Genomic DNA, 25,399 nt, shown 5'->3' on the forward strand with positions numbered 1-25,399 from the left:
TACTATTTAAATTGATGTAATATCAGGGAATTATTACGGCTTTACGCTGCGTGGTATGCGCGCTAAAATATCCCAGCACATTGGTATTGTTAAAATTTGACGGCGGGTTTGCCGGCGTTGACGAATCTTGCGGACTATTACCTCCCTGGTTGCTCAGGTTATTCCAAAAATTATACATGTAGTAATCAATACTCTGCATTTCAACTTCCACCTTATCGCCCTTTTTAAGGTCAATTTCGCGCTGGTATAGCATGGTAGATACGGCCCGGCCATCCGTAAGGTTATCATTCTCTACAAAAACACGCTTAACCTGTACGCCGTTAACGTACATTACATATTTGTATTGATTTGGCTGATTTGCCGGATCGTGGTAGTTTACCGATATGACTTTGATCTCTTTAGTACCAAAAACCTGGTTGGATAGTGTGAGCGAATCCAGATTTACCGGGAAAGCCAACACACTCGTGGCCGTATACAGCTTTGATTCAACCGTAACGTTTAATGTATAAAGATTAAGCGTTTTACCCCTAAAATTAGCGATAGCATAAGTTCCGGGTGTTGATGTTTCGGTAAGTTTGGATACCTTACCATTTGAGCCATCTACAAAAGATACAGCAGCACCCGATACCGCCGGGAAAACATTGGCATTATTATACCCCACCGATCGTGAAATAATTACCGTTTGCGTACCGGTAACATCGGTTAAATTACCTTCAATAACCAGTTTTGAACCGGCGTCGGCAACCTCAATATCAATTACCCTTTGGCAGGATGCAAAGCATGCAACTATAATTAAACCGAACAATATTTTAGATAAGTGCTTCGCCATCGCTTATCTAAATTTAAAATTCCAGGTAACAGATGGTATAATGCCGAATAAGCTGGTTTCAACCGCTTCGGTATGCGTTGGTTTATCGGCGCTATCCCTAAAGATAACACTGTATGGGTTTTTGCGGTTGTAAGCGTTGTATATGCTGAACGTCCAACTGGAGTGGTAGCTTTTATGTTGCCTGCCCTCCAAAGTAGCACCCAGATCTAAGCGGCTATTTACCGGCAAACGCGAGGCATTGCGTTGGCTATAGTAATAGGTAGTGATGCCCGCAAGCAGATATTTACCTGCCGGATAGGTAACCGCGTTACCGGTACCATAAGTAAGCACGGCAGATACCGACCAGCGTTTGCTTAAGTTAAGCATATTAACCAACGATATATCATGCGTTCTATCCTGCCTTGCCGGGAAGTAATTGCCATTGTTAATGGCATCAAACTTACGTTCCGTTTTCGAGAGGGTGTAGCCTATCCAGCCGTTATAGCGGCCGTACTTTTTCTTCAAAAAAAACTCAATCCCGTAAGCGCGCCCGGTACCATACACCAATTCCGATTCTACATTGTTATTGCCCAATAACTGGGCATTGTCTTTATAATCAATTTCGTTACTGAGCCATTTGTAATAAACTTCGGTGCTAAACTCAAACTCGTCGTTATTAAAATTGCGGTAATAGCCCAAAGCCACCTGTTTAGCAATGCCAGGTTTAATGTTATTACTGCTCATTACATACAGGTCGGTAGGCAGGCTTGAGGTTGAGTTTGAGAGCAAATGGATATTCTGACTGTTTTGGTTGTAAGATACCTTAACGGAATTACGGCTATTGATAGTATAACTTGCCGAAAAACGCGGTTCAAGGTTCCAGTAAGTTATCACGCTCTTGCCCGAAGCGTAGTAATTACTGCTGGTTATGGCATTAGCGCCATTATAGGTATTAAAATTACCCGGACCAAACAGATCAAAAAAGTTAACACGAAGGCCATAAACCAGGTTGAACTTATCGGTAAGTTGCCACGTATCCGATGCGTATGCAGCGGTTTCAAAAGCGTAGCGGCTCTCTATAATTTTAGCATTAAAATTTGACCCTGGCGAACTTGTTACATCACCCGGCACCACGGTATGGTGTACAGCCATAATACCAAAACGAAGGGTGTTGTTATTGCTGATAAAATAATCAAAATCCTGTTTCAAATTAAAATCTTCAATTTTGGAGTACACATTTAAATTATCTGTAGCGGTATAATTTACAATGGTATAGTTGTACTTGCTGTAAATTAACGATGTGTTTGAGAAGAGTTTACTGTTGTACAAATGATTCCAGCGGAAGGTGCCGTTGGTATTTCCCCAATCTGTTGAGAAGGTACCCTTTAATCCAACATCATCTTTACCAAAATATCCCGAAAGGTAAATGGTGTTTTTATCATTGATCTGATAATTCGCCTTGGCGTTGATATCATAAAAATACAAACTGGAAGAGTTTACCGAAGTATCCGACGAGAGCTTCAAAAACAGATCGGCATAGGTACGGCGCGCGCTAATCATAAACGAGCTTTTGTTTTTCACGATGGGCCCCTCTATTTTAATACGTGATGATATTAAGCCAATGCCACCTTCGGCATCAAACTTTTTATTGTTACCCTCGTCCATCTTAATATCCAAAACCGACGACATGCGGCCACCATATTCGGCACTCATGCCACCTTTGTACAGGTTAACCTCTTTAATGGCATCGCTGTTAAAGGTGGAGAAAAAACCGAACAGATGCGATGCATTATAAACCGTAGCGCCATCAAGTAGTATCAAATTTTCGTCAGAGTTACCCCCCCTAACGTAAAAACCGGTATTAGCGTCACCGGTTGATTTTACGCCGGGCAAAAGCTCAATGGTTTTGATGATATCCTTTTCGCCCAGCAAAACCGGCACATTGGCAATATCGCTCATGCTTAGTTTGTTTACCCCCATTTGCGGGCTCAATACATTTTCGTTGGTTTTGGAATTTCCGCTTACGGTAATTTCGTTGAGTGAGTTTGATGCCGTTAGCTCAATATTAAGCCGGGTGTTTTTTGAAACACTTACCTTAACAGGCACGGTTTGATAACCAATATAGCTTGCGTACAAGGTATAATTACCGGCATCAACACTTAGCGAGTAATAGCCATAATTATTTGTTACCACACCTACTTTACCGGCCTGTTCCATTTTTATGGTGGCGCCAATTAAAGCTTCGCCGGTTAAACTATCTTTAACTGTTCCGCTAATGGTAAGCTTACTGTTTTGGGCATGTAGCGCTAACGGCATAAAACCTGATAACATAATTAACCCGGCTGTATAAATACATTTGAACGGCTTAAAAACGCTAAAATTCACCAAAAAAAGATTTACTAATGAACGTAACAAATACTATCAGGCTTAAAGGTGATAAATATGCTGTTTATTTTGCTAACCTAACGCACTTTTTTAACACATTTGCACTCAGCATTACCAATTGGGTTAAAAATTAAAAACGTTGTTTAACAAAAAATATAGTAAATTCATTAATAAATAATTGTTAAGTTTACTTAACCTATAAACTTTGCTATTTACCTAAGTAAGCATATATATGCGGGCATTTAGTGTCAAAAAGCTAAACCTCCTATTTAACACTATGCAAAAGAGCGACTCTTTACGCATAGCGCTAATTTATGTTGTAATATGTTTAACCTGGATATTTTTAAGCGACCGCTTACTCTTTTTATTTAAAAACAACCTTTCCGAAGATGTTTTCCAGGCCGTAAACAGTGGTAAAGGCTTTGCTTTTGTAATTGCTACCGGGGTACTGTTATTTATTTTAATACGTAAAAGCAGCAAACAGATAGTTTATAACCAGAATGAATATCGCGAACTATACGAGTCTAACCCAAGCCCGATGTGGATATACGATCCCGTTAGCCTGAAATTTGTATCCGTTAACGAAACCGCTATTTCTGTATATGGCTACAGTAAGCAGGAGTTTTTGAGTATGACGATCAAAGACATCCGCCCGATAGAGGACCATGTTAAGCTGATCAAAGCGATAAACGTTGGCGGTAAGTTTAAAAGATCGGGTATTTGGAAGCATATCAAAAAGGATGGTTCTTTTATTCATGCCGAAATATCATCAAACCGGATTTTATTTAAGGGAAAAGATGCCGTTATGGTTTTAGCCCGCGATCACTCCAGCACCATGGTAAGTCAGGATATGCTGGAGAAGGCGAACATGGACCTGGCTGATGATCAAAAACGGCTGATGGATATTCAACAGTTATCTAAAATAGCAGGATGGGACTATTTCCTGATAAACAGAAAGTTGACTATTAGCGACGAGGCGTTTAAGATATTTGGTATAGAAAAAGGATTGGTTGAACCCTCTTACAATCTTTTTTTAAAGTTCCTTCACAGGGATGACCAGAGCCGGTTTTTAGCCGATGCGCACGCCACTATGGTATCCGGGTGCGATCTTGATACTATGTTCCGGTTGTTTTTAGGTAAAAATAATGTGATGCATATCCGCTTGTTGGGTAAGGTTGAAGAGCGTGATGGCAAACCTTATAAAATACGGGGAACCATGCAGGATATTACCGAGATCAAGCAAATTGAGCATGAGAAAAACCTGGTAAGCAACGAGAACAAAAAGCTGGGCAACATCATCACCAAGATCAATAACATGGTGGTTATTGAAGATGCCGAAAGCCGCATAACCTGGGTAAATAAAGCTTTCGAAAACTTTACGGGTTATACCCTGGACGAAATTGAAGGTTTGCGCCCGTCGCAATTTATAACCAACCCAGTTGATGAGAAACAATTAGACACCATTAATGAGGCACAAAAACGATTTGAATCATTCGCGGTTGATTTGATGAATTACACTAAAAATGGCGAAGCGTATTGGGTAAATATTGAGTTTACACCCATGTTTGATGACGATCAATTTATTGGCTACATCAGCATACATAATAACATTACCGTACGTAAAGAAAAAGAGGCCGAAATTACCGAGCAAAACAGCGTACTTAAAAACATTGCCTGGTTAAGTTCGCACGAGATACGCCGACCGGCGGCATCAATACTGGGTTTGATGGACCTGATACGCAATACAAACGACGTTAAAGAAAAAGAAGAATACCTGGCCATGCTGAATGACTGCACCCTGCACCTGGACGAAATTATCCACCAGATAAACGATACCATTTACCTCAAGCTATCCAAAGCACAGCAAGACGAAGTTTTAAATTCTCTTTACCAATAAAATCACTTTTTATCAGAGTGGCCCAAACTTTTATCGGGGGCAACCACATCACGCACCAATTGCTTTAACTCTTTTATCTCGGGGAAATGCCCGGCCTCCCTCCTGTCAAATATTGGCGTATCGTTTACACGGATAATATATGTACCGCTAACCTCGCTGGGCTGCAAAAGCACGCCGTGTACATCATCGGTAAAAGTAGTCAGTAACTCTTGCGCCATATAAGCCGCCCTTAACATCCAGCCGCATTTGGGGCAATATTCTATATTGATAGTTGGTTTCATAGTTTAAGTTGTTAGATGCCTTGCGCGATAACAAAACCGCTTGCCCAGGCCCATTGAAAATTGTAACCGCCAAGCCATCCGGTAACGTCAACACATTCGCCTCCAAAATACATGCCGGGCACTTTTTTTGCTTCCAGTGTTTTAGATGATAGTTCGTCTGTTGATACACCGCCGCGCATAACCTCGGCTTTATCATACCCCTTATCACCTGCAGGCTTCACTTTAAAATGGTGGATGAGGTTGTTAATGGCTTCCATATCCTGTTTGGTTAGCGATGCCATGTTCTTTTCAATCGGCAAATATTTGGCTAAAGCTTCGGCAAATTTGCGGGTGTACAGGCTTGATAGTAAACCACCTAGAGGGCGTTTACCATTTTGCACGCGTTCGGCATCAATAATAGCAATGATATTATCATGCGGAAGCATATCCAACTCAATGCTTTCGCCCGGCCGCCAATAGGATGATATTTGCAGAATAGCCGGTCCGCTCAATCCCCAATGGGTAAACAGTATATTCTCTTCAAAGCTGATCCGATCATTAGATACCCGGCAAAATACGGTGTTTCCGGATAAATGCTCATACCATTCCTGATCCTTTCCGGTAATAGTTAACGGTACTAATGCCGGGGCTGTTTCAGTAACCTGCAAGCCTAATTTACGGGCGGTACGCAAGCCAAAATCGGTAGCGCCCATTTTAGCGATGGGTAACCCGCCCGATGCGATCACCACTTTTGGTGTTTGCAGTTGCTCTTCTCTCCCATTGCGCTCAAAGGTTATCATGTAGCCATCATCGTTTTTATCAATGCTTTTTACATCACTGTTGCACCATATTTCCTGCTCCATATCGCGGCAAAGGCTGGTGAACACGTTTACAATATCTTTAGCGTTATCCGTTTCGGGGAAGAGCTGACCAAGCGTTTTTTCTTTGCCTGTGATTCCATACGTCTCAAAAAAAACGATAGTATCTTCCACACTCCATTGCGAGAATGATGATTTGCAGAAATGTGGATTATTGGAGATGAACTGCATATCGGTAGCGTACATATTGGTATAGTTGCAACGGCCGCCGCCGCTGATCAATATTTTGGCTCCGGGCTTTTCGGTTTTCTCCAGGATCAGGGTGCGTTTGCCTAAAAATCCGGCCTGAACGGCACACATTAGTCCGCAGGCACCTGCCCCAATAATTATGGCATCGAAATGAGTTTGTTTTATTAAATTTGCAGTCATGGGCGAAGTATCGCAAATATCAGAATTTGGAAAGATATTCATCTTTTTAATCATCGGTTTTATACTGGTTGGGGGAACTCTTTTTATAAACAGGCTTTTAGCACCCCATAATCCCACTGCCGAAAAGCTCACATCGTACGAATGCGGCGAAGAACCCGAAGGCAACTCGTGGATCCAATTCAACCCTAAATTCTATGTTATCGCATTGATATTTTTGCTGTTTGATGTAGAGATGGTATTCATTTTCCCCTGGGCAACCGTATTTGGCAGTCACGAAATAATTGCAGCAAACCCAAGCTGGGGCTGGTTTAGCCTGATTGAGATGTTTGTATTTATGGGCATATTGATTTTAGGCTTAGTATACGTTTGGGTAAAGGGCGACCTGGACTGGATAAAGGCCAACCCATTAAAACCAAGTGTAGATAGCAAAATACCCGCGTCGTTATACGCGAAACTGAATATTGAACAAGCCGCATACAAGGTTAAAGCCTTTAGTATGGAAACCATCCCTGTAAAGGAAACTGTTACCTCGCAGCCTATCACGGCTTCACAGGAAACTGCGACTGCTACTGCAACTACCATACGTAAACCCATGTTCAAACCATCATTTAAAAAGCCGGAAAGTAATGAGTAGCGATATGAACAACGAAGGCGGTGGCATTATAGTTACCAAATTGGACGATCTGATGAACTGGTCGCGCTTATCATCCTTATGGCCATTAAGTTTTGGCATTGCCTGCTGCGCTATCGAAATGATGGGCAGTATGGCTTCTACTTATGATCTGGATAGGTTTGGCGTTTTCCCACGCCCATCGGCCCGCCAGGCGGATGTGATCATCATAGCCGGCACGGTTACCTTTAAAATGGCCGAGCGTATTAAACGCCTGTACGAGCAAATGCCCGAACCTAAATATGTGATCTCGATGGGATCGTGCTCAAACTGCGGCGGCCCCTACTGGCAGCATGGCTATCACGTAGTAAAAGGAGTAGACCGGATTATACCTGTAGATGTTTACGTACAAGGCTGCCCACCAAGACCAGAATCACTAATTGGCGGTATATTGGAATTACAAAAGAAAATTGAAGGTGAGCATTTGATGCGCGATAAAGTGTAAGCATCTTTTATTATTTTATGCAACACTTTCCACAAAGAAATTCGTTAATTTAGTAAAAAAGATTAGTGATGAGTACAGAACAGCTTAGAAATTTGGTAATTGACCAGATATCTCAAATTGACGATGAACAGCTATTAAATACTGTTTATGACTTGCTAAAGCTAAAAGATAACGAACAAACCGGAAAAATTTGGGCCAGTTTATCTCAGGAGGAAAAAGATGAGGTTCTATTATCTTATGAAGAATCTGAAGATGAAAACAATTTGATTGAAGTTTCTGCCCTGTTCAAAAAGGATAAATGAATATTGTAGTTACAAAGAGGGCCGAACTGAATTACAAATCAATTAAAATATATATCACAAAAGAGTTTGGTGAGAAAGCTTCGGATGAGTTTGATCTAAAGACGATGAAATTTTTAGATCTGTTAGCAAACTTCCCTCTGATTGGCTCCATGGAGGTGCCGGCTAAAAACATCAGAGGTTTTCAATTCGCAAAACAAACAAGGGTTATATACAGGTTAAAAAGTGAAACTATCATCGTGTTGAATTTTTTTCATGTTCGCCAAAGCCCTACAAAAAAATTCAATTAATAAAAAGCCCGGATACATTTAAGTATTCGGGCTTTTTATTAATTAGTTTTATTACTTAGGCATCAATACATTATTGATACCATTTACCACACCATTTGTTCCAACCAGGTCGAACAACGTGATCTCGGCAACATCGCCGGATGGATCGGTTAATTGAACTGTTTTGTTAGGGCTGATTGAAAGTTGCAGTGTTTGGCCGTCAACCGTATTGAGTGTTGCTTTACCCTTCCCTGCTGTTAAGGCTTTTACAATTTCGGCTTTACCATATTTACCACTCACCACGTGAGCCTTTAACACGGTAGCCAATTTGGTGGTATCTTTCAATAAACCATCAAGCTTATCTTGCGGTATTTTGCTGAACGCAGCATTATTGGGTGCAAAAATGGTATAAGTGCCGGTTGGCGATAATTTGGCATCTAAATTAGCCGCCTTTGCAGCTGTTGCCGCGCTGGAATAATCGGCATTGCTTGATAAGGTACTAACCACATCCCCTGTGGCCTGTACGGCTGTTGTTGTAGTTGTTGTGGTACTGGAAGTTTTTTTGATTGTATCCTGCGTTTGAGCGAAGGATTTGTTGATAAACATGCTTACTGATAAAGTTGCAGCTACTACTAAAATGGACTTTTTCATAAATAAATTATTTAGTTCACAAATTGATTAATATGTAGTGCTTCTATCCGTATATGCTTCTGTTTTAATTGTCCTTATAGCGATTATCTGTTTAAAAACGCCATCTGAGGCCTTTTGTTGCCAACAGATGTCATTTACTCCTTAAGGCACTGACTGTCAAAAAGAAAAAAACTCATTTTCAGCAACAATAATTAATATAAAATGCAAAAACCCGGATGTTATTCACATCCGGGCTTTCAATCCTTATGGTTCGGCTTATTGACCTTGTGCCAGGGTATAACCTATCTTACCATCAAAATTCATTAAAAACTCGACAGAGCAAACTTTTACTGCTTCGGATAAGTCGGCTGCTATGTGTAGGATCTCTTTTTGTTTGATATCTGTACCCGGTTTCTTTTCAAAACGGATGCGGTATTCGTTTACCAATTCGGTATAAATAGAACCTGTTGGCCAAACCTGTGTACCCCGGTTTGATATCATTACCAGTTCAAAGTTATCGTTAAAGCGCAGGCTCTTTTTGGCAACAGCGGCTAATTCATCCGGCTGTACGTTTGATTCTACAAAAACATCCACACCAATCATTTCTTCAACAACATGGGCACCGGTAAGGGTTAACTTATTTTTGATAGGGGTACGATGATGATCAGTTGTAAAATCGTCGCTGGCAAATACGCCGCCATCCGCAGGTTTTTTGCCTATGTTGGCTATAATGGCATCCGCGAAAGCGGTAGTACCTAAGGCTGGTGATGCCGAATTAGCACCAAAATCGCCAGTGTGGGCGCCTTGTTCTAAAGTATAAAGCAACGCGTTTTCAATACTGGCCGCATTGGCAGAATGGCCCAAAAAGCGCAGCATACCAATTCCAGAAAGTAACAGAGCTGTAGGGTTAGCAATTCCACGGCCTGCAATATCAGGCGCGGTGCCGTGTACCGCTTCAAAAATGGAAATGTTATCGCCAATATTGGCCGATGGTGCAAAACCTAAACCGCCTACCAAACCAGCGCAAAGGTCGGATACGATATCGCCTTGCAGGTTGGTTAAAACAATGGCTTCGAATGATTGTGGTTTTGATACCAGTTTCATACACAAATCATCCACAATAATATCCGATGCTTCAATATCCGGATACTCTTTGGCTACCTGCTGAAAAACCTCAAGGAATAGCCCATCGGTTAGTTTCATAATATTGGCCTTATGGCCACAAGCCAGTTTTTTGTAGCCCTTACGGCGAACCATTTCGAAAGCGTAACGGATAACCTGCTCAGATCCCGGACGGGTAATAATACGGCGGCCAACGGCAACATCATAGGTTAATAAGTGTTCAATGCCTCCGTAAGTATCTTCAATATTTTCGCGAACGATAGTTAGATTGATCGGGATACCTGCTTTAGAGAAAACAGTATCAACACCATTCAGCGTTCTAAAATCGCGTTGGTTGGCATATGTGTTCCAAACTTTACGGGCGGTTACGTTAATACTTTTTACGCCCTTACCTTTTGGGGTTTCCATTGGGCCTTTAAACAGGATACCGTATTTTTCGATGGCCTCTTTAGCGGCGGCGGTCATCCCGGTGGAGTGGCCGGCATCAAAATATGATTTACCCATTTCAACAAATTCATATTCCAGCTGCACATCATTGGCATCAAATATCCTTAATACGGCGTCCATTATTTCCGGACCAATTCCATCCCCTTTGGCTACTGCTATTTTTGTCTTCATTGAAAATGTGCTTATATGTAAAAACATTGCAAATATAGTGTTTGCAGGTCAATTTGACGACTATTTGCTTACTGATTGTGTAATAATTAATGGGAACGTGCCCATACATCCCCGTAATTTAGTACTTTTAATTGCCATGCTTAAGCTGCTTTTTAAAAACCTCATCTTCAATTTTATAATATCATCATTGACAGCTGTGGTTGCTTTCGCTGTAAACCATTATTTCCACGATTTTTTAGATTTCGATTCGGACTTGTACGGTCTGATGGAATTTGCAGTAATGTCAAATTTTGTGCTGTCCGTTTTGTCTCTTCCTGCTTTATTTGTTTCCAAACAATATATCCGGGAACGGCCGGTTCTAAGATTTATTTGTTTCTATATCGGTTTAATTATTCCATTGATTTATTTTCTTATCCTATGCATAACAATTGAGTATGAGTATGCGGAAGACTGGTTGGTCATATTGATCATATTAAACTACATGATACCCTATACTGTTTTTTATATCAAAATGATTAAAAATCATCATACAATAACATAATACTTTATCCTTTAAAAGATTTGCCCTAAACTTGTACCAATAAATGAAAGCATTTTACGGAGATTTGAGATTAGGCATATTAGGCGGCGGGCAGCTTGGCCGCATGCTGATACAACAAGCCATTAATTACAATGTAAACATAAAGGTGTTGGATCCCGACCGTGAGGCTCCCTGCCGCAAACTTTGCGACGAGTTTACCGTTGGCTCGTTGGGTGATTACGAAACCGTTTACAACTTTGGTAAAAAGGTTGACCTGCTTACTATCGAGATAGAAAAGGTTAATGTTGATGCCCTGGAACAGTTGGAAAAGGAAGGCGTTGTTGTATATCCGCAACCCCGCATTATCCGTTTGATACAGGATAAAGGTTTGCAAAAGCAGTTTTTTAAGGAAAACAATATCCCTACAGCACCTTTTATGGTGATCACATCGCAAGAGCAATTGAAGGATAATCCGTTTGGGTATCCTTATATTCAAAAGCTGCGCAAAGATGGGTACGATGGTAAAGGTGTTTATAAAGTAAACAACGAAGCATCGTTAGATAACGCCTTTAGCGAACCAAGCATTATTGAAGAGCTGATAGATTTTGAAAAAGAAATAGCCGTTATAGTTGCCCGTAACGAGCGGGGCGACGTAAGCACCTTTCCCGTTGTGGAAATGGAGTTTAACCCACAGGCTAATTTGGTGGAGTTTTTAATATCGCCTTCTACCCTATCTGCCCAAATACAACAGGAAGCCGAACTGATAGCCAGGAACATCGCGGAAAGCTTAAAAATAGTTGGTTTACTTGCCGTCGAAATGTTTTTAACCAAAGATGGTAAGATATTGGTTAACGAGGTTGCGCCACGTCCGCATAACAGCGGCCATCAAAGTATTGAGGGTAACGTGGTATCGCAATTTGAGCAACACTTACGTGCGATATTTAATCAGCCCATGGGCGATACCGCTTGTATTAATAACGCCATTATGATTAACCTTTTAGGCGAGCAAGGTTACGAAGGCCCTGCCATTTATAAAGGCATGGAGGAGGTTTTAAAATGCTCTGGCGTGTATGTTCATTTATATGGCAAGGCTTTAACCAAACCTTTCCGCAAAATGGGGCACGTTACCATTGTGGATGCCGACAGGGAAAAGGCCATTGAGAAAGCCAAATTTGTACAGGAAATTTTGAAGGTAATAGCTTAGAGTAAGAATCAGGAGACAAGATGCAGGAATCAAGACTTTTCAGGAATTTATTGATCGCCATTCTTTTAGGGTTTAGCCAGCTTGCTTTGGGGCAGGTTAGGGTAAATCTGAACAATTCATATTCGGTTACCTTCCCGTTAAAGCCACTTAAAACCCGGGCAGATTCCATCACTGTAGTTTACTCAGCTAATCAAAAGGGCGCCTATTACATCGCCTCGGTTAAGGATATGGGTAAGATGGCCGATCGATCATCAAATGATAGCCTGAAACGCTTTTATAATGATTTGATTAAAAGCACTATAAAAAAGCTGAACGGCAAATTATCTTACCAAAAAGATATCACCATTAACGGTGCCAAAGGAGTTGATTTTGGTTATACCATTGATAGTAAAACCGGTTTCGCGGATACGCGGTTTCAGCAGAGTGTTTACTTGAATAAAACATTACTGAGCTTTTCTTTCTGGACGTTTAAAGATAAACTGGAAGCCAATACTGCTGATAAAGAGGTGTTTTTTAATACCATAGCTACCTCAACAGAAGAAGCCCCCCCCGCACCATATACTGCCGCTGTTAAAGCGGATACCAATATTATTGATAAAACACCTGCACAGCAAACAGCGTCCAAAGCTACCGCCAGTCGTGTAGGGTATTCTGTTGGGATGCTACTTGGAGCCCTGATATTAGGAGCTTTTATTGTGGGAATAATCGTACTGATCAGAAAAACATCATCAAATAACAAAAAGAAAAAATGAGCTATACCAAAATAGGGATCATCATGGGCAGCAAATCGGATTTACCGGTTATGCAGGATGCCGCCAACGTTTTAAAAGAGTTAGGTGTTGATTTCGAGATCACCGTGGTATCGGCCCACCGCACGCCCGATAGGATGTTTAGCTACGCCCGTGGCGCGGCAGAACGTGGTTTAAAGGTAATTATAGCCGGTGCCGGTGGCGCGGCCCACTTACCGGGTATGGTAGCTTCGTTAACGCATTTACCGGTTATTGGGGTGCCTATAAAATCCAGCAATTCTATTGATGGCTGGGATTCTGTTTTGTCTATCCTGCAAATGCCTAACGGTATTCCGGTTGCTACTGTGGCTTTAAACGCGGCTAAAAACGCGGGTCTACTTGCTGCGCAAATACTATCAACCGCCGATGATGCCCTGGTACAAAGACTAATTGATTATAAAAACGCTTTAAAGGATGCAGTTGAAAAATCGGCTGAGGAAATGAAGCGTGATGGCTTGTTCACCGGGTTTTAAAATCCTGCTTTCGCCCAACCTGTCATCAAAGGTTAATTACCCATCACCGGATTCCCTGCCTGCGGGATAACAAAACCCGGGGGATAAGTTGGGAACATTTTTTTCATGTTCTGATTTTTCATGGGCGCTGTATCCACAAAGTACCAGCGCTTGCCGTTATCGTGCGAGTAAGCCAGCAAATATGAACTTCTTGTTATCACAGTCCCGTTCATAGATAGTTGCAGAATATCCTGAACGATACTATACAGATCACCTTTTGACTGGGTGACCTCTTTTATTTCCCCAATAGTTACCGATTTAAAAGTGACGCCGTTAGCCTGCATCTGGCCCATTGTTTTGGTGATCTGCTTTTCCATTTGCTCTGCACCACCCATCATTTTAACAATTGGCGGATAAGTATAGTAGGCCATTTGCTTGTAATTCTGTTTCATCATGGCATCAGCACAGGCTTCGGCTTGCACTTTTAGCGCGGTGGTTTGGGCTGGCGTTGCCTTAAAAGTTTTGCTTTGCGCGATGCTTAATGTGGTGATGAATGCGAAAAGGAGGGTGAGGAGGGTTTTCATTTTATAAATTAAAAACTGTGTCATTGCGAGGTACGAAGCAATCGCACGGAAGCATCTTCGCCCTGTATAGCCGCTCGACTTCCGTGCGGTTGCCGCGCTAGCGCTCGCAATGACACAGTTTGAGATATGATGTGGATTATACCGGCAACTTATAAGCCTGCCTGCCCAGCAACTTCCACTCACCATGATGTTTTACAAATACCAGCATAATGCCCAGGCTAACGGTGCCGGGTTTGCCGCCATCGGCAGTGGTTGCGGCTAATTTGTGGCGCACTATAGCTGTATTGCCTGTTACTTTAATGGTTTGATCTGTTAGCGTTATGGTCACAAATACCGAAGCTTTGGTGATGAACGAATCCATAAACTCGGCTTTGGTTTGCAGTTTTCCGCTGGAGTGTCCATAAGTCAGGTCATCACAGGCAACAGCATCCAGATCGGCTTTTTGGCCGCTTATCATCGCGAGGCGCATTTTTTCTACCGCCGCGGCTACGTTGGTTTCATCCTTGGTTTGGGCATTGGCCCCCATAGCCACGCCGGTAATCATAGTTAGTATTAGCAATATCTTCTTCATAATATCAAACTTAGGTAAAAAAGTTGAATGGTTGAATAGTGAGTAGTTTATGGTGAAAGTAAATCTAACGGTTCAGGTTTACACGCATCTCAACCTTATCATATTCTTCTACCGAAGCCAGCAGCTTCCCTACTCTCGTTATCCATTCACGCTGGCTGCTTTGATTAAGCCCGTGGTTGGTTTCCTCATCATAAGCATCTTCCATGCGGGCGCATTCCAGTTGTATATCAACGTAAGTTTTAAGGGTTATCAACGGTAAAGTTGTGGGTGTGTATCGCTCGTGCGATATGCGTTTGTTGTAAACACGCCTAAAATATTCAGCAATATCAAAATGAGCCTGTTCGTGCTCCAGTAATTCGGCCGATTGGTTATTTTTCGTCCACGATTGGCAGGGATTAAAAATACAGATCACCTGCGCTATCAGCACATTATCATCAACATGCCAGCTATGTACAAAACTAAAATGGGTTAACGATGCTATGCGGCTGGCCGCCACCGGCCGGGCTTTATAATCGGCCCAGGTTAGTTTGTGGAAACTGCTCCAAACTATGCTATCGCAGTTGCTACGCTGGGCGAAGGCGGTTGATGTAATGAATAAAAGTATGACTATTACGAAATATCTCATCTTGCATAATTAGCATATCGCTCTGTACAGTTCGGGATTGCTTCGTTCCCTGTCTGCCGACAGGCAGGCTCGCAATGACGCGTGGAGAAGTTGAATTATATTCTATCGCGCTTTACAAAAACCGTTTAATTATCCTCAGCTTATGCGTATACTTTTTCTGATCGGCGGCAAATATACCCTGATCGTCAATCCTGTCAATTTTAACTCTTCCCGATGCGTGGATGATGCTTTGATTATCCAGCATGATACCCACGTGGGTTATGCGGCCTTCGGGGTTATCAAAAAATGCCAGATCGCCTAATTGAGCGCTTTGTAAAAAATCAACCACACTACCTTGGCTGGCTTGCAAATGAGCATCACGCTTCAGTGTAATGCCTTGAGTACGCAAAACAGCCTGGGCATAGCCTGAACAATCAACACCAAAATGAGTGCGACCACCCCATAAGTAAGGGGTATTTAAAAAAGAATAAGCTGTTTCGGTAAAATCGTTCAGATCGCCAACTGAGGGGATCTTGTAGTTCACATCGCCAATTTTACAGTCGGCACCATTATAAAACGGCAGCGTTGCGCCAAATGGCAAAAGTAGGGTGGAGTTATCGTTCTCTTTAAGCGCATTGGTAACAACAGCGCGGGTTGTGGTAGCTTTCGCGGATATGAGTTGCAAACCATCTTCGGTTGATAGGTTTACATATTGTATTTTGCTTATCCAGCCTTCATAACCATCAAAGGTGGTCATAATGCGCACCCAATCTTCGCTATATTCCAGTATTTCGAAGGTTTCGCCAAATAAAACCTGCGAAATCATCTCGCTCCTATGGGCCCAATCTGCACGCAGGGGTGCTATAGCCACATTACAAATACCGTATTCCATTTGTCAAAAATAAAAAAAGGAACACAAAATGCGCTCCTTTAATATATTAGGTTAAAAAATATTATCCTTCCATGTGCAGCCATTCTTTTTTGGCCAGCAGTTCTTCTTTACTTTCGCGGATATCCTCGTCATCCACACAGCAGTCAACCGGGCAAACGGCGGCACACTGTGGCTCATCGTGGAAACCCACACATTCGGTACATTTATCAGGTACTATATAATAAACCTCATCGTTTAATGCGGCTTGTGTTTCGCCGGCATCAAGTGTATTTCCGTCGCCAAAGTCTATAACGCCTTTTAAACCAGTACCATCCGAAAATCGCCATGCGGCACCCGCATCATAAATAGCATTGTTAGGGCATTCCGGCTCACAAGCTCCGCAATTGATGCATTCGTCAGTGATTTTAATTGCCATTGTTTTATAAAAAAATATATATTCTAAAAAATTACCTTTGCCCTGCGGCTTAATTACTGCAAATATAACAAAAATTCCGTTTTGGAGTTTTACTCAATGCCATTAATATGTCACAAGCAACAACAAAATTTTTGATAGATACCTTTTCGCAATTAGGCCAACGTTTGGCCACTCCTAACCAACAATTACAACAACTAATTGCAGATGAGCACCATTACAACGCCTGGTTCACCCCACACAGCGTTGAAAACGCGGTGAAAGCCATTGGTGGCATGCTGAATAAAGAAGGCCTGGAAAAATGGTTTTCTATGGAAAATGGATCAGGTAAGATGGAAGATGTAAGTGAACATAAAAACACATCTTCCATCTTACCTCTCACCTCTTCCATCAAAAAAATCGGTTTAATACTGGCCGGAAATATCCCTTTGGTTGGTTTCCACGATACACTTTGCGTGCTGGCATCGGGCAATTACGCCATGATCAAGGCATCATCAAACGATGCCCGCCTGCTCAAATATGTGTTGAGCCAGTTGGTTGAGATAGCACCCGACTTTGCCGGTAAATTTGAATTTGTAGAACGCCTTGCGGGCTTTGATGCCGTTATTGCTACGGGTAGCAACAATACATCGCGCTATTTTGATTATTATTTTGGCAAGGTGCCCAACATCATCCGTAAAAACCGGAACAGCGTTGCCCTTTTAACAGGAGACGAAAACACCGAACAACTGTATTTGCTGGGGCATGATATTTTTGATTTTTTCGGTTTAGGCTGCCGCAATGTATCTAAACTGTTGGTACCTAAACACTATAACTTCACACCATTTTTTGAAGCTATTGAGCCGCATCAGCCTATCATCAATCATCATAAATACAATAACAATTACGATTATAACAAGTCGATTTACTTAGTTAATGGCGATAAGCACCTGGATAACGGCTTTTTATTGGTGAAGGAAGATACACGTTTGGCCTCCCCCCTGGCGGTATTGTATTTTGAGTATTACGATGATATAGCCGCGGCAGAAATCCGGTTAACGGAATTATCCGATGCTATCCAATGCATTGTAACTGCCGAGCCTCTAAAAGTAACTAACCAGGTGGTTGGTTTCGGCCAAAGCCAGCAGCCTGCTTTATGGGATTATGCCGATGGTGTGGATACGATGAGATTTTTGACCACTGATTTGATTGATTAGTATGATTTCGCTGATTTAGTAGGTGGACTTTTGCGTTAAGGATTGGAGCGGATACCGGCCCGTGGCTAATGCCTGTGCAATATGAGCGTAAAGCATAGGCCGAAGGCAACGCCTAAACTTTAATTAGTATAGTTTCACAACCTCACTAAATAAAATTCCGCATACAAAATTGCCTATCTATTATTACCTTTGAAAACAACATAGCTTTAAGCTTTATGCTTCTAGCTTCCAGCTAAAAAAAAATGTACGTTATCAAAGTTAAAGGCGTTGCCAAAATACCCGATTATGTGCAGCTGCGCGATGAAAAATTTACCCTGTTGGCTTACTTCAGGGTGGATAGGCCGGACAAATCGCTGGATAAGATAGGTTTAGCCGATAAGGCCGAATACATAATGAATATTGTAAAAGATTTGCCTTTTGGGCAGATATTAAAATTGGAGATATAACTCATGATAGGTAACTCAATTATAAAACTCAGCGGTGTTGATATTTTTCAACAAAAGCACCTGGTATTGTCGGATGTTGATTTGCATATCGACAAGGGTGATTTTGTTTGGCTGATAGGCCAAACAGGCTCGGGTAAAAGTAGTTTATTGAAAGTTATTTATGGCGACTTGCTGATCAAAACCGGCGACGCGCATGCCTGCGGGTATGACCTAACCAAACTTCCTGACAAAGAAATTCCGTTTTTACGCCGTAAACTGGGCATTGTTTTTCAGGATTTTCAGTTGTTAACCGATCGTACCGTTGCCCAAAACCTGCAATTTGTAATGAAAGCTACCGGCTGGAAAGACAAAAAATTAATTGAGGAACGCACCCGCGATGTGTTAGAAAAAGTTGGCCTGCGCTCCAAAGTAAATAAAATGCCGCACGAACTATCTGGCGGTGAGCAGCAACGTGTAGTGGTTGCCCGTGCTCTGATCAATGATCCGGAAATTATTTTGGCCGACGAACCAACAGGTAATCTGGACCCCGATACCTCTGAGGACCTCATTATGCTATTAAAAGATATAGCCAATAACGGCACCGCAGTTTTGGTTGCCACACACGATTATCACATCATCCGCCAGTTCCCCTCGCGCATTATTAAGTGCGAGAATGGTAAGGTGTTGGAGGATGCGCAGATAGCGTAACGGGATGGCATGCAAGAGATCAAACTGTACAAATCTCCTTTAAAAGCATTAAAGATTTTGTTACTTGGTTCTCCATTTATTATTATTGGCTGTTACGATTTGGCAACACACAGTAATATGATGCCTATAGCTTTAAGTTGGATTTCTGTGCTATTTTTTGGACTTACAATACCTGTTTCACTGTTCCATTTATTTGACCGCCGACCACAAATTATCATTAATGAAGTCGGAATTTTTGACAGGATGGGTTACACCGACTATATCAATTGGAATATTATTCAGGATGCTTACATCAAGGATGTTCATAAGCAAAAATTCATCTGTTTAGTTATTGACAAAAAGCATCGCATTGAAATAATAAAGAAAAAAAGGGCAGCAAAGGTTTCTGAAGCATTGGGATTTCAGGTTTTGAACATCTCATTAGGTCAAATAAAAATTGATGAAAATAAGTTAATGCAATTTATCCTGATGATGTCAATGGCAGATGCAAACGTTAGGAAAGAGTCGCTTAGATTGCAAATGTCAACATCATTTAGGTAATCTCAAGTTAGATGTACTGACATCAAAAAACTGCCATACCAACAACAAAAAAGTCATTTCAGCATAAAAGCTGCTAACACGCTGACACCTTGTCGCAAATAATACAATGGCAGGATACTTGATTTGCCCGATATAATTATGAAGTTTAACGACATATTAAAGAAAAAAAAGATGGAAGACCAGGAAACTTCTGTAGATCAGAACGAAATTTTGGATGATGCCCAAACTACGGGTAATACAATTGCCGACGAAAAAGATCAACAGATAGCTGATGAAATTTCGGCCGAAGACAGGCTGAAAGAAGATCTGGCACAAGCCAATGATAAATACCTGCGCCTGTTTGCAGAGTTTGATAATTTTAGACGCCGCACCAGCAAAGAGCGTGTAGAACTATTGCAAACTGCCGGTAAAGAAGTTATAGCTTCGTTATTACCCGTTTTGGATGATTTTGACCGTGCTTTAAAAGCTATGGAAACCGCTACAGACGTGATCCCCGTTAAGGAAGGTATTGCATTGGTACAAAATAAACTGAACCACATATTAAGCAGCAAAGGCTTAAAGCCAATGGAAGCCAAAGGCCAGCCATTTGACGGCGACCTGCACGAAGGTATCACCAGCATTCCCGCCGGAGATGACCTGAAAGGCAAAGTGGTTGACGAATTAGAAAAAGGTTACTATTTGAACGACAAGGTTATACGCTTTGCAAAAGTTGTTGTTGGAGCGTAAAGAATAATGATTGAATGATTGAAGGATTGAATGATTGATTAGTAAAGCTGTCAAAACATTCAATCCTTCAATCACTCAATCCTTCAATCATTAAAAATAAATGGCAAAAAGAGATTATTACGACGTACTGGGTGTAGCTAAGGGAGCAAGCGCGGACGAGATTAAGAAGGGCTACCGTAAAATGGCTATCAAATACCACCCGGATAAAAACCCGGGCGATAAGGAATCTGAAGAGAGCTTTAAAGAAGCCGCGGAAGCCTACGAGGTATTGAGCAGCCCAGAGAAACGCCAGCGTTATGATCAGTATGGCCATGCTGCCAATGCAAGCTCGGCCAATGGCGGCGGCTATGGCGGCGGTAACATGAATATGGACGACATATTCAGTCAGTTTGGCGATATTTTTGGCGGCGGCAGTCCGTTCGAGGGCTTTTTTGGTGGCGGTGGTCAGCGCGGTGGCGGTGGCAGACGCGTTACCAAAGGCAGTAACCTGCGTATCAAAGTACGTTTAACACTCGAAGAAATTGCCAACGGTGCCGAGAAGAAGATAAAAGTTAATAAGCAAGTATTATGTAATACCTGCGATGGTACAGGCGCCAAGGATAAATCATCTTTCCAAACCTGTAAAACCTGTGGTGGCCAGGGCGCGGTTAGGCGGGTAACCAACACCATTTTGGGTCAGATGCAAACTACCAGCACCTGCCCTACCTGTAATGGCGAAGGCAGTGTAATTACCTCAAAATGTACTGTTTGCCATGGCGATGGTGTTGTACGTGGCGAAGAAACCATTACCATCAACATCCCTGCCGGTGTAAGCGAAGGCATGCAATTAAGCATGAGCGGTAAAGGCAACGCTGCCCCACGCGGCGGTGTACCCGGAGATTTGATCATTTTGGTTGAAGAGATAGAGCACGAATCGTTAAAACGCGATGGAAACAACATAATTTACGATCTGCACATCAGCTTTATCGATGCCGCTTTAGGTACCAGTATAGAGGTGCCAACCATCGACGGTAAGGCTAAGATCAAAATAGAACCAGGCACACAAGGCGGCCGCATACTACGCCTCAAAAACAAAGGTGTACCCGAAGTAAACTCATACCAACGTGGCGATCAGTTGGTACACATTAACGTGTGGACACCAAAAGCATTAAGCCGCGAAGAGCGCGAGCTGTTAGAACAGCTACAAAATTCACCCAACTTTAAACCCAACCCGGGCAAGCACGAAAAGAATTTCTTTGAACGGATGAAGGAGTACTTTGAGTAAGAAGCAGAGATAAAGAGTCGGGACCAACGATAGCGATCTCATTCACACGAGAGAACAATTAAATGTGAATTAATCAAGAATTTTAAAGCCCGGAACCTTATGGTTTTGGGCTTTTGTAGTTAATTAAATTTATTCCCAAAAAACAAAAGAAAGCTATATTCGTTTACCAAAAGCTAACACATGGCTGTGCTATTAAAACAATCACCCACTATATTATTTATTAATTTATAAGCAAGTAATGGATAATTGCATTGCCGTAATGGACCTTGGCACTAACACGTTTCATTTAATGATAGCCAGCGTTGCCAATGGCACTTTTACCGAAATAGCCCGCGACCATGAAGCTGTTAAATTGGGCGAAGGCGGCATCAACAAAGGCTTTATCCAGCAAAGCGCTTTTGATCGTGGTGTTAAAACTATGGAACGTTTTAGCGATCAGATCAAACAACATCACATTCAAAAAGTGCAAGCCATTGCTACCTCGGCCCTGCGCAGCGCATCAAACGGACAGCAATTTATTGATACCGTAAAAGAGCGTACAGGCATCAGCATTGATATTATTGATGGCATAAAAGAAGCCACCTACATTTACCAGGGCGTAAAAGCATCGGGAGCATTACCGGCCAATAACTCGCTCATTATGGATATTGGCGGTGGCAGTGTGGAGTTTATTATTTGCACCCAAAACAACATGCTTTGGAAACATAGTTTTGAAATTGGCGCCGCCCGATTGATAGAACGTTTCCATCAGGTTGACCCGATATCAAAGGAATACATTAGCGAATTACACACTTACCTTGATGAAACCCTTAAACCATTATTCAACGCGGCGCAACAACATCGCATTGATAAACTAATAGGCTCAGCCGGAGCATTTGAAACCTTTGCCGAAGTTATTGAGTTAGAAAAACAGGACAACTTTGATGTGAAGCAGGTTAAAGTTTATGATTTTAATTTGAATGATCTGGTACGAATAACCGACGTGCTCATCGCATCATCAAACCAACAACGCAAAGCCATTAAAGGCATCATTTCTTTAAGAGTTGATATGATCGTTGTAGCCTCCGTTTTAACCCGTTATGTGATGGATAAACTCCATATCAATCAGGTGGGAATGAGCACTTATTCATTAAAAGAAGGTGTGATGGCCGGATTGGCAGAATAATTTTAATTGGCACCGCTATATATGAACATTAGCACCCATTACACAGGTTGAAAAGCCGATAATAATAACCATTAGACCACTTAAAAACCACGTCCAACTTTTATTGACAATAGCCAGCATGATACAAAGTACAACATGGAAACCAATGATCATCATATCATAAATAGGCCCATCTTTGCTCAAATTAGTTAAACAGGTAGAAACCAAAAGCAGCAGCATATTAACACTTACAATTTTCAGATTAGCACTTTTATCTTCCTGGTTCATATTTTAATGGTAAATGCTGCCATACAAGTTGAGAAACCTATTAATAAAACCGCCAAAGCACTTAGTAACCAGATGCCTGCTAAGTGCCTGTATTGAGCAATAAAAGCACTTACAACACAAGCAATAAAACAGCATATAATATGGCCAACTATTAAACAAGCAACAATAATAAAGCCATCCGTTTTATAGCCAACACGGCATAGTATTGTATAAACCACCATCACAAGCAAGTTAATACCTACTATTTTCATTTGTGATTTTGGCTTTTCCATTTCACTCATATCACCATCTCGTTACGTAACTGATGCAGGTAATCAATTTTATCATCCCGATAAAACAGGTTCATGGTTTCAAACGGAATTATCTTCATGTCTTTATTTACGATATGCACACATGATTTTTTGATTGCGCGTACGTCAAAATTATGCGCATCAATAAATTGCATAATAATAATGCGGAACAAATTATCATAGCTTAACTGTGGCGCATCAATTTCGGGTAAACAACACATAATTGATTTTAAATCTTCGCGCACGCTATCAACAGAATTACCTGTGCTAAACATATTGAGCAGGTGCATTTTAATTTGCTCGTCCTGCTCATAAACAATTGTATTTTTTGAATTATCGAGCAAATCATCGGGGTTGATCATCCGCGTTAGCGGGAAAACCTCTTCGCCCAGTTTCAAAGCATAGGCCATTACCAAAGCATCGGGGTTACAGGGCACCGGTAACAGATCGTTTTTGTTGAATATATCAGTTTGCTCCAATATGGCGGTGCGCACTTCGGTAAGTGTATACCTGTCGGTTTCCGAATTATAATTCTCCAATCTCCCCGCCTCTTGCGTTGGTTGGAAGGTTACGCCGCGTACGCATTTTTGCTTTAAGGCATAGCGTATAATATCGCCTATTTCGTCTGTATTTAAGCCTTTTTTTAAGGTAACTACCAGTGTTGTACTCAAGTTATACTTGTTCAGATTCTCGAGAGCCTTTCGCCTCACCTCGCGCAAATCCTCACCTCGCAATTGTTCCAGCGCTTCCTTTTTGAACGAGTCAAACTGCAGGTACACTTCAAAATCGGGAGCGTAGGTAGCCAGGCGTTCAACAAAGGCTTCATCTTTAGCTATGCGTATGCCGTTGGTGTTCAGCATCAGGTGCTTAATGGGTTTGCTTTTCGCGATATCCATTATTTCAAAAAACTGCGGGTGTACCGTAGGCTCGCCGCCACTTATTTGTACCACATCGGGTTTACCTTCGTTAGCTACAATGGTATCCAGCATCTGCTCTATTTCGGTCAGTGTGCGGTGCCTGCCATAGCTTGGCGACGACATGGCATAACATGTGGGGCAACTGAGGTTACATCTATCCGTTACCTCAATTACCGTTAGGCACGAGTGCTGTTCATGATCCTGACAAAGGCCACAATCATAAGGGCAACCATAATGAGTCGGGGTGTTAAATTTAAGCGGCATTTCGCTGCGTTTGGCGTAATTGCGGCAGTTTTTATAGTATTCTATATCTGTTGCTATCAAAACCTTTTCGCGCCCATGCTGTGGGCAGTTCTTCAACATAAATACCTTTTCGTCTTCAAAAATAATTTTTGCATCAACCCGCTTTAGGCAGGTAGCACAAATACTGATCGTAAAATCATAATAAATATATGGGCGCTCAGGCATATGATTCGATTAGGTTTTTAGGGTGTAGAAATACTTTATAATAATACACAATCCCACCCAAACAAACCAATTGAATTACGCCCAAACCAAAATTGAAAAAGTAATCGGGCTTAATAAATTCAATAATAAACCTAAAAAGCAGGTAGCAAACCATTAATATTTTAAAACGCGCGCCGTTTGCCAACACAAATTTATTTTCGATAAAATAAAGTAAGAGCCATAAACAAAGCCAGAACGCGATCTCGTAGAGGTTTGTAGGATGCCGGCGGATACCATCGCCAAAGTTAATGGCCCAGGGCAGCTTTGATGGTATGCCGAAAGTCCCGTCTTCAAGGCCGGTTAAAAAGCAACCTACCCTACCGATGATCATGGCTAATATTAAAGGATAAACCATCATATCACCAGATGATGCAGTAACCCCTATTTGTTTTTTGGTAAACTCTACCCCTATTAAGCCGCCAATAAAACCACCAACTATAGTTTTATTACCCATAAAATAGATTAGGTTAAAATGCGACAACAAAGGTGGATTTTCTAAAATACCAACAATGTGCGAACCTAAAAAAGCACCGGCAGCGGCACCGATAAATATAACTAACCTATGGTGCGAACTGATCAGATCTGTGGTGTGCCTGCGCAGGTAAGCATAATATCGATACCCTAAAAAGTAAGCCAGCGTTTCGCAAACAAAGTGTATTGGAATAGTTGACGACCCTATGGGTATGTTTACAGGGAAGTGCAAGGTTATAGGTTAAA

Annotated in this window: 29 protein-coding genes; 14 read left to right on the forward strand and 15 right to left on the reverse strand. The window is 41.7% G+C overall.

Annotated features, from left to right (window positions below; all coding sequences use genetic code 11):
• Window positions 1-22: 22 nt before the first annotated feature.
• Together ABIN91_RS11355 and ABIN91_RS11360 are read right to left on the reverse strand one after the other, a co-directional pair.
• Window positions 23-829, reverse strand: coding sequence for a DUF4249 family protein (locus ABIN91_RS11355; RefSeq protein WP_348051220.1), 807 nt, complete (start codon window positions 827-829; stop codon window positions 23-25).
• A 3-nt stretch (window positions 830-832) separates the two neighbouring features.
• Window positions 833-3,139: a TonB-dependent receptor gene (locus tag ABIN91_RS11360; protein ID WP_348051221.1), complete on the reverse strand. Its 2,307-nt coding sequence runs from the start codon at window positions 3,137-3,139 to the stop codon at window positions 833-835.
• A gap of 331 nt (window positions 3,140-3,470) precedes the next feature.
• Here ABIN91_RS11360 and ABIN91_RS11365 point away from each other — a divergent pair, with 331 nt between their 5' ends.
• Window positions 3,471-5,090 (forward strand): PAS domain S-box protein, encoded by a 1,620-nt coding sequence (locus ABIN91_RS11365; RefSeq protein ID WP_348051222.1) that lies wholly within the window; start codon window positions 3,471-3,473, stop codon window positions 5,088-5,090.
• Window positions 5,091-5,092: 2 nt separating this feature from the next.
• Here the strand turns inward: ABIN91_RS11365 and ABIN91_RS11370 are convergent, their stop codons facing one another.
• Window positions 5,093-5,371: a SelT/SelW/SelH family protein gene (locus ABIN91_RS11370; protein WP_348051223.1), complete on the reverse strand. Its 279-nt coding sequence runs from the start codon at window positions 5,369-5,371 to the stop codon at window positions 5,093-5,095.
• An 11-nt stretch (window positions 5,372-5,382) separates the two neighbouring features.
• The gene (locus ABIN91_RS11375; RefSeq protein ID WP_348051224.1) at window positions 5,383-6,597 is read right to left on the reverse strand and encodes an NAD(P)/FAD-dependent oxidoreductase; all 1,215 of its coding nucleotides are present in this window, start codon (window positions 6,595-6,597) and stop codon (window positions 5,383-5,385) included.
• On the opposite strand from ABIN91_RS11375, the gene ABIN91_RS11380 reads away from it, so the two are divergent.
• The 3 genes from ABIN91_RS11380 (at window position 6,596) to ABIN91_RS11390 (ending at window position 8,014) form a co-directional block, all read left to right on the forward strand.
• Window positions 6,596-7,231 (forward strand): NADH-quinone oxidoreductase subunit A, encoded by a 636-nt coding sequence (locus ABIN91_RS11380; protein WP_348051225.1) that lies wholly within the window; start codon window positions 6,596-6,598, stop codon window positions 7,229-7,231. The two genes, ABIN91_RS11375 and ABIN91_RS11380, sit on opposite strands and share 2 nt — an antisense overlap.
• The gene (locus tag ABIN91_RS11385) at window positions 7,224-7,712 is read left to right on the forward strand and encodes an NADH-quinone oxidoreductase subunit B family protein (RefSeq protein ID WP_348051226.1); all 489 of its coding nucleotides are present in this window, start codon (window positions 7,224-7,226) and stop codon (window positions 7,710-7,712) included. The genes ABIN91_RS11380 and ABIN91_RS11385 overlap by 8 nt, the downstream gene beginning before the upstream one ends.
• Window positions 7,713-7,780: 68 nt before the next feature.
• Window positions 7,781-8,014: a hypothetical protein gene (locus tag ABIN91_RS11390; RefSeq protein ID WP_348051227.1), complete on the forward strand. Its 234-nt coding sequence runs from the start codon at window positions 7,781-7,783 to the stop codon at window positions 8,012-8,014.
• 338 nt (window positions 8,015-8,352) lie between these two features.
• Here ABIN91_RS11390 and ABIN91_RS11395 read toward each other — a convergent pair whose 3' ends face one another.
• Both ABIN91_RS11395 and ABIN91_RS11400 read right to left on the reverse strand, forming a co-directional pair.
• Window positions 8,353-8,931: a fasciclin domain-containing protein gene (locus tag ABIN91_RS11395; RefSeq protein ID WP_348051228.1), complete on the reverse strand. Its 579-nt coding sequence runs from the start codon at window positions 8,929-8,931 to the stop codon at window positions 8,353-8,355.
• 255 nt (window positions 8,932-9,186) lie between these two features.
• Entirely contained in the window at window positions 9,187-10,650 is a 1,464-nt protein-coding gene (locus tag ABIN91_RS11400) for an NADP-dependent isocitrate dehydrogenase (RefSeq protein ID WP_348051229.1), read from the reverse strand.
• A gap of 584 nt (window positions 10,651-11,234) precedes the next feature.
• Between ABIN91_RS11400 and ABIN91_RS11405 the strand changes: the two genes are divergently transcribed.
• The 3 genes from ABIN91_RS11405 to purE are packed head-to-tail and all read left to right on the forward strand — an operon-like array spanning window position 11,235 to window position 13,635.
• Complete coding sequence (locus ABIN91_RS11405) at window positions 11,235-12,374, forward strand: 5-(carboxyamino)imidazole ribonucleotide synthase (protein ID WP_348051230.1); 1,140 nt, start codon at window positions 11,235-11,237, stop codon at window positions 12,372-12,374.
• Window positions 12,375-12,394: 20 nt separating this feature from the next.
• A complete protein-coding gene (locus tag ABIN91_RS11410) occupies window positions 12,395-13,126 on the forward strand; it encodes a hypothetical protein (protein WP_348051231.1) in 732 nt (243 codons plus the stop codon).
• Window positions 13,123-13,635: a 5-(carboxyamino)imidazole ribonucleotide mutase gene (gene purE / locus ABIN91_RS11415; protein WP_348051232.1), complete on the forward strand. Its 513-nt coding sequence runs from the start codon at window positions 13,123-13,125 to the stop codon at window positions 13,633-13,635. Before ABIN91_RS11410 ends, purE begins: the two co-directional genes overlap by 4 nt.
• A gap of 32 nt (window positions 13,636-13,667) precedes the next feature.
• Here the strand turns inward: purE and ABIN91_RS11420 are convergent, their stop codons facing one another.
• The 5 genes from ABIN91_RS11420 to ABIN91_RS11440 all read right to left on the reverse strand — a co-directional run bounded on the left by ABIN91_RS11420 (window position 13,668) and on the right by ABIN91_RS11440 (window position 16,680).
• Window positions 13,668-14,198 (reverse strand): hypothetical protein, encoded by a 531-nt coding sequence (locus ABIN91_RS11420; RefSeq protein ID WP_348051233.1) that lies wholly within the window; start codon window positions 14,196-14,198, stop codon window positions 13,668-13,670.
• Window positions 14,199-14,334: 136 nt separating this feature from the next.
• Entirely contained in the window at window positions 14,335-14,769 is a 435-nt protein-coding gene (locus ABIN91_RS11425) for a nuclear transport factor 2 family protein (protein WP_348051234.1), read from the reverse strand.
• 64 nt (window positions 14,770-14,833) lie between these two features.
• Window positions 14,834-15,394, reverse strand: a complete 561-nt coding sequence (locus ABIN91_RS11430; RefSeq protein WP_348051235.1) for a hypothetical protein — start codon at window positions 15,392-15,394, stop codon at window positions 14,834-14,836.
• Window positions 15,395-15,506: 112 nt separating this feature from the next.
• On the reverse strand, window positions 15,507-16,265 hold the full coding sequence (locus ABIN91_RS11435) for a C40 family peptidase (RefSeq protein WP_348051236.1): 759 nt from the start codon (window positions 16,263-16,265) through the stop codon (window positions 15,507-15,509).
• 61 nt (window positions 16,266-16,326) lie between these two features.
• Window positions 16,327-16,680 (reverse strand): 4Fe-4S dicluster domain-containing protein, encoded by a 354-nt coding sequence (locus ABIN91_RS11440; RefSeq protein WP_348051237.1) that lies wholly within the window; start codon window positions 16,678-16,680, stop codon window positions 16,327-16,329.
• 107 nt (window positions 16,681-16,787) lie between these two features.
• On the opposite strand from ABIN91_RS11440, the gene ABIN91_RS11445 reads away from it, so the two are divergent.
• The 7 genes from ABIN91_RS11445 to ABIN91_RS11475 all read left to right on the forward strand — a co-directional run bounded on the left by ABIN91_RS11445 (window position 16,788) and on the right by ABIN91_RS11475 (window position 22,701).
• The gene (locus ABIN91_RS11445) at window positions 16,788-17,873 is read left to right on the forward strand and encodes an acyl-CoA reductase (RefSeq protein ID WP_348051238.1); all 1,086 of its coding nucleotides are present in this window, start codon (window positions 16,788-16,790) and stop codon (window positions 17,871-17,873) included.
• A gap of 242 nt (window positions 17,874-18,115) precedes the next feature.
• Window positions 18,116-18,319 (forward strand): fructose-6-phosphate aldolase, encoded by a 204-nt coding sequence (locus ABIN91_RS11450; protein ID WP_348051239.1) that lies wholly within the window; start codon window positions 18,116-18,118, stop codon window positions 18,317-18,319.
• Window positions 18,320-18,322: 3 nt separating this feature from the next.
• On the forward strand, window positions 18,323-19,006 hold the full coding sequence (locus tag ABIN91_RS11455; RefSeq protein ID WP_348051240.1) for an ATP-binding cassette domain-containing protein: 684 nt from the start codon (window positions 18,323-18,325) through the stop codon (window positions 19,004-19,006).
• A gap of 9 nt (window positions 19,007-19,015) precedes the next feature.
• On the forward strand, window positions 19,016-19,546 hold the full coding sequence (locus ABIN91_RS11460) for an STM3941 family protein (RefSeq protein WP_348051241.1): 531 nt from the start codon (window positions 19,016-19,018) through the stop codon (window positions 19,544-19,546).
• A 138-nt stretch (window positions 19,547-19,684) separates the two neighbouring features.
• Window positions 19,685-20,272, forward strand: coding sequence for a nucleotide exchange factor GrpE (locus ABIN91_RS11465; RefSeq protein WP_348051242.1), 588 nt, complete (start codon window positions 19,685-19,687; stop codon window positions 20,270-20,272).
• Window positions 20,273-20,372: 100 nt separating this feature from the next.
• A complete protein-coding gene (gene dnaJ, locus ABIN91_RS11470) occupies window positions 20,373-21,536 on the forward strand; it encodes a molecular chaperone DnaJ (protein WP_348051243.1) in 1,164 nt (387 codons plus the stop codon).
• A 238-nt stretch (window positions 21,537-21,774) separates the two neighbouring features.
• A complete protein-coding gene (locus tag ABIN91_RS11475) occupies window positions 21,775-22,701 on the forward strand; it encodes an exopolyphosphatase (RefSeq protein ID WP_348051244.1) in 927 nt (308 codons plus the stop codon).
• A gap of 15 nt (window positions 22,702-22,716) precedes the next feature.
• Here the strand turns inward: ABIN91_RS11475 and ABIN91_RS11480 are convergent, their stop codons facing one another.
• From ABIN91_RS11480 to ABIN91_RS11495, 4 genes are read right to left on the reverse strand one after another with little or no spacing between them, the layout of a single operon-like run.
• Window positions 22,717-22,968: a hypothetical protein gene (locus ABIN91_RS11480; protein WP_348051245.1), complete on the reverse strand. Its 252-nt coding sequence runs from the start codon at window positions 22,966-22,968 to the stop codon at window positions 22,717-22,719.
• Window positions 22,965-23,240 (reverse strand): hypothetical protein, encoded by a 276-nt coding sequence (locus tag ABIN91_RS11485; RefSeq protein WP_348051246.1) that lies wholly within the window; start codon window positions 23,238-23,240, stop codon window positions 22,965-22,967. The genes ABIN91_RS11480 and ABIN91_RS11485 overlap by 4 nt, the downstream gene beginning before the upstream one ends.
• Window positions 23,241-23,245: 5 nt before the next feature.
• Window positions 23,246-24,643: a radical SAM protein gene (locus ABIN91_RS11490; protein ID WP_348051247.1), complete on the reverse strand. Its 1,398-nt coding sequence runs from the start codon at window positions 24,641-24,643 to the stop codon at window positions 23,246-23,248.
• Window positions 24,636-25,385 carry a prolipoprotein diacylglyceryl transferase family protein gene (locus ABIN91_RS11495; protein ID WP_348051248.1) on the reverse strand — a complete coding sequence of 250 codons (750 nt, stop codon included), beginning with the start codon at window positions 25,383-25,385 and terminating at the stop codon, window positions 24,636-24,638. The genes ABIN91_RS11490 and ABIN91_RS11495 overlap by 8 nt, the downstream gene beginning before the upstream one ends.
• Window positions 25,386-25,399: the final 14 nt, after the last annotated feature.

The sequence above is a fragment of the Mucilaginibacter sp. genome (assembly GCF_039921305.1).
Classification (GTDB): Bacteria; Bacteroidota; Bacteroidia; order Sphingobacteriales; family Sphingobacteriaceae; genus Mucilaginibacter.

What these genes read in the sequence shown, in the direction of transcription:
- ABIN91_RS11355 (WP_348051220.1), bottom strand. Translation starts at nt 829, where the DNA reads ATGGCGAAGCACTTATCTAAAATATTGTTCGGTTTAATTATAGTTGCA.
- ABIN91_RS11360 (WP_348051221.1), bottom strand. Translation starts at nt 3,139, where the DNA reads ATGTTATCAGGTTTTATGCCGTTAGCGCTACATGCCCAAAACAGTAAG.
- ABIN91_RS11365 (WP_348051222.1), top strand. Translation starts at nt 3,471, where the DNA reads ATGCAAAAGAGCGACTCTTTACGCATAGCGCTAATTTATGTTGTAATA.
- ABIN91_RS11370 (WP_348051223.1), bottom strand. Translation starts at nt 5,371, where the DNA reads ATGAAACCAACTATCAATATAGAATATTGCCCCAAATGCGGCTGGATG.
- ABIN91_RS11380 (WP_348051225.1), top strand. Translation starts at nt 6,596, where the DNA reads ATGGGCGAAGTATCGCAAATATCAGAATTTGGAAAGATATTCATCTTT.
- ABIN91_RS11375 (WP_348051224.1), bottom strand. Translation starts at nt 6,597, where the DNA reads ATGACTGCAAATTTAATAAAACAAACTCATTTCGATGCCATAATTATT.
- ABIN91_RS11385 (WP_348051226.1), top strand. Translation starts at nt 7,224, where the DNA reads ATGAGTAGCGATATGAACAACGAAGGCGGTGGCATTATAGTTACCAAA.
- ABIN91_RS11390 (WP_348051227.1), top strand. Translation starts at nt 7,781, where the DNA reads ATGAGTACAGAACAGCTTAGAAATTTGGTAATTGACCAGATATCTCAA.
- ABIN91_RS11395 (WP_348051228.1), bottom strand. Translation starts at nt 8,931, where the DNA reads ATGAAAAAGTCCATTTTAGTAGTAGCTGCAACTTTATCAGTAAGCATG.
- ABIN91_RS11400 (WP_348051229.1), bottom strand. Translation starts at nt 10,650, where the DNA reads ATGAAGACAAAAATAGCAGTAGCCAAAGGGGATGGAATTGGTCCGGAA.
- ABIN91_RS11405 (WP_348051230.1), top strand. Translation starts at nt 11,235, where the DNA reads ATGAAAGCATTTTACGGAGATTTGAGATTAGGCATATTAGGCGGCGGG.
- ABIN91_RS11410 (WP_348051231.1), top strand. Translation starts at nt 12,395, where the DNA reads ATGCAGGAATCAAGACTTTTCAGGAATTTATTGATCGCCATTCTTTTA.
- purE (WP_348051232.1), top strand. Translation starts at nt 13,123, where the DNA reads ATGAGCTATACCAAAATAGGGATCATCATGGGCAGCAAATCGGATTTA.
- ABIN91_RS11420 (WP_348051233.1), bottom strand. Translation starts at nt 14,198, where the DNA reads ATGAAAACCCTCCTCACCCTCCTTTTCGCATTCATCACCACATTAAGC.
- ABIN91_RS11425 (WP_348051234.1), bottom strand. Translation starts at nt 14,769, where the DNA reads ATGAAGAAGATATTGCTAATACTAACTATGATTACCGGCGTGGCTATG.
- ABIN91_RS11430 (WP_348051235.1), bottom strand. Translation starts at nt 15,394, where the DNA reads ATGAGATATTTCGTAATAGTCATACTTTTATTCATTACATCAACCGCC.
- ABIN91_RS11435 (WP_348051236.1), bottom strand. Translation starts at nt 16,265, where the DNA reads ATGGAATACGGTATTTGTAATGTGGCTATAGCACCCCTGCGTGCAGAT.
- ABIN91_RS11440 (WP_348051237.1), bottom strand. Translation starts at nt 16,680, where the DNA reads ATGGCAATTAAAATCACTGACGAATGCATCAATTGCGGAGCTTGTGAG.
- ABIN91_RS11445 (WP_348051238.1), top strand. Translation starts at nt 16,788, where the DNA reads ATGTCACAAGCAACAACAAAATTTTTGATAGATACCTTTTCGCAATTA.
- ABIN91_RS11450 (WP_348051239.1), top strand. Translation starts at nt 18,116, where the DNA reads ATGTACGTTATCAAAGTTAAAGGCGTTGCCAAAATACCCGATTATGTG.
- ABIN91_RS11455 (WP_348051240.1), top strand. Translation starts at nt 18,323, where the DNA reads ATGATAGGTAACTCAATTATAAAACTCAGCGGTGTTGATATTTTTCAA.
- ABIN91_RS11460 (WP_348051241.1), top strand. Translation starts at nt 19,016, where the DNA reads ATGCAAGAGATCAAACTGTACAAATCTCCTTTAAAAGCATTAAAGATT.
- ABIN91_RS11465 (WP_348051242.1), top strand. Translation starts at nt 19,685, where the DNA reads ATGAAGTTTAACGACATATTAAAGAAAAAAAAGATGGAAGACCAGGAA.
- dnaJ (WP_348051243.1), top strand. Translation starts at nt 20,373, where the DNA reads ATGGCAAAAAGAGATTATTACGACGTACTGGGTGTAGCTAAGGGAGCA.
- ABIN91_RS11475 (WP_348051244.1), top strand. Translation starts at nt 21,775, where the DNA reads ATGGATAATTGCATTGCCGTAATGGACCTTGGCACTAACACGTTTCAT.
- ABIN91_RS11480 (WP_348051245.1), bottom strand. Translation starts at nt 22,968, where the DNA reads ATGAACCAGGAAGATAAAAGTGCTAATCTGAAAATTGTAAGTGTTAAT.
- ABIN91_RS11485 (WP_348051246.1), bottom strand. Translation starts at nt 23,240, where the DNA reads ATGGAAAAGCCAAAATCACAAATGAAAATAGTAGGTATTAACTTGCTT.
- ABIN91_RS11490 (WP_348051247.1), bottom strand. Translation starts at nt 24,643, where the DNA reads ATGCCTGAGCGCCCATATATTTATTATGATTTTACGATCAGTATTTGT.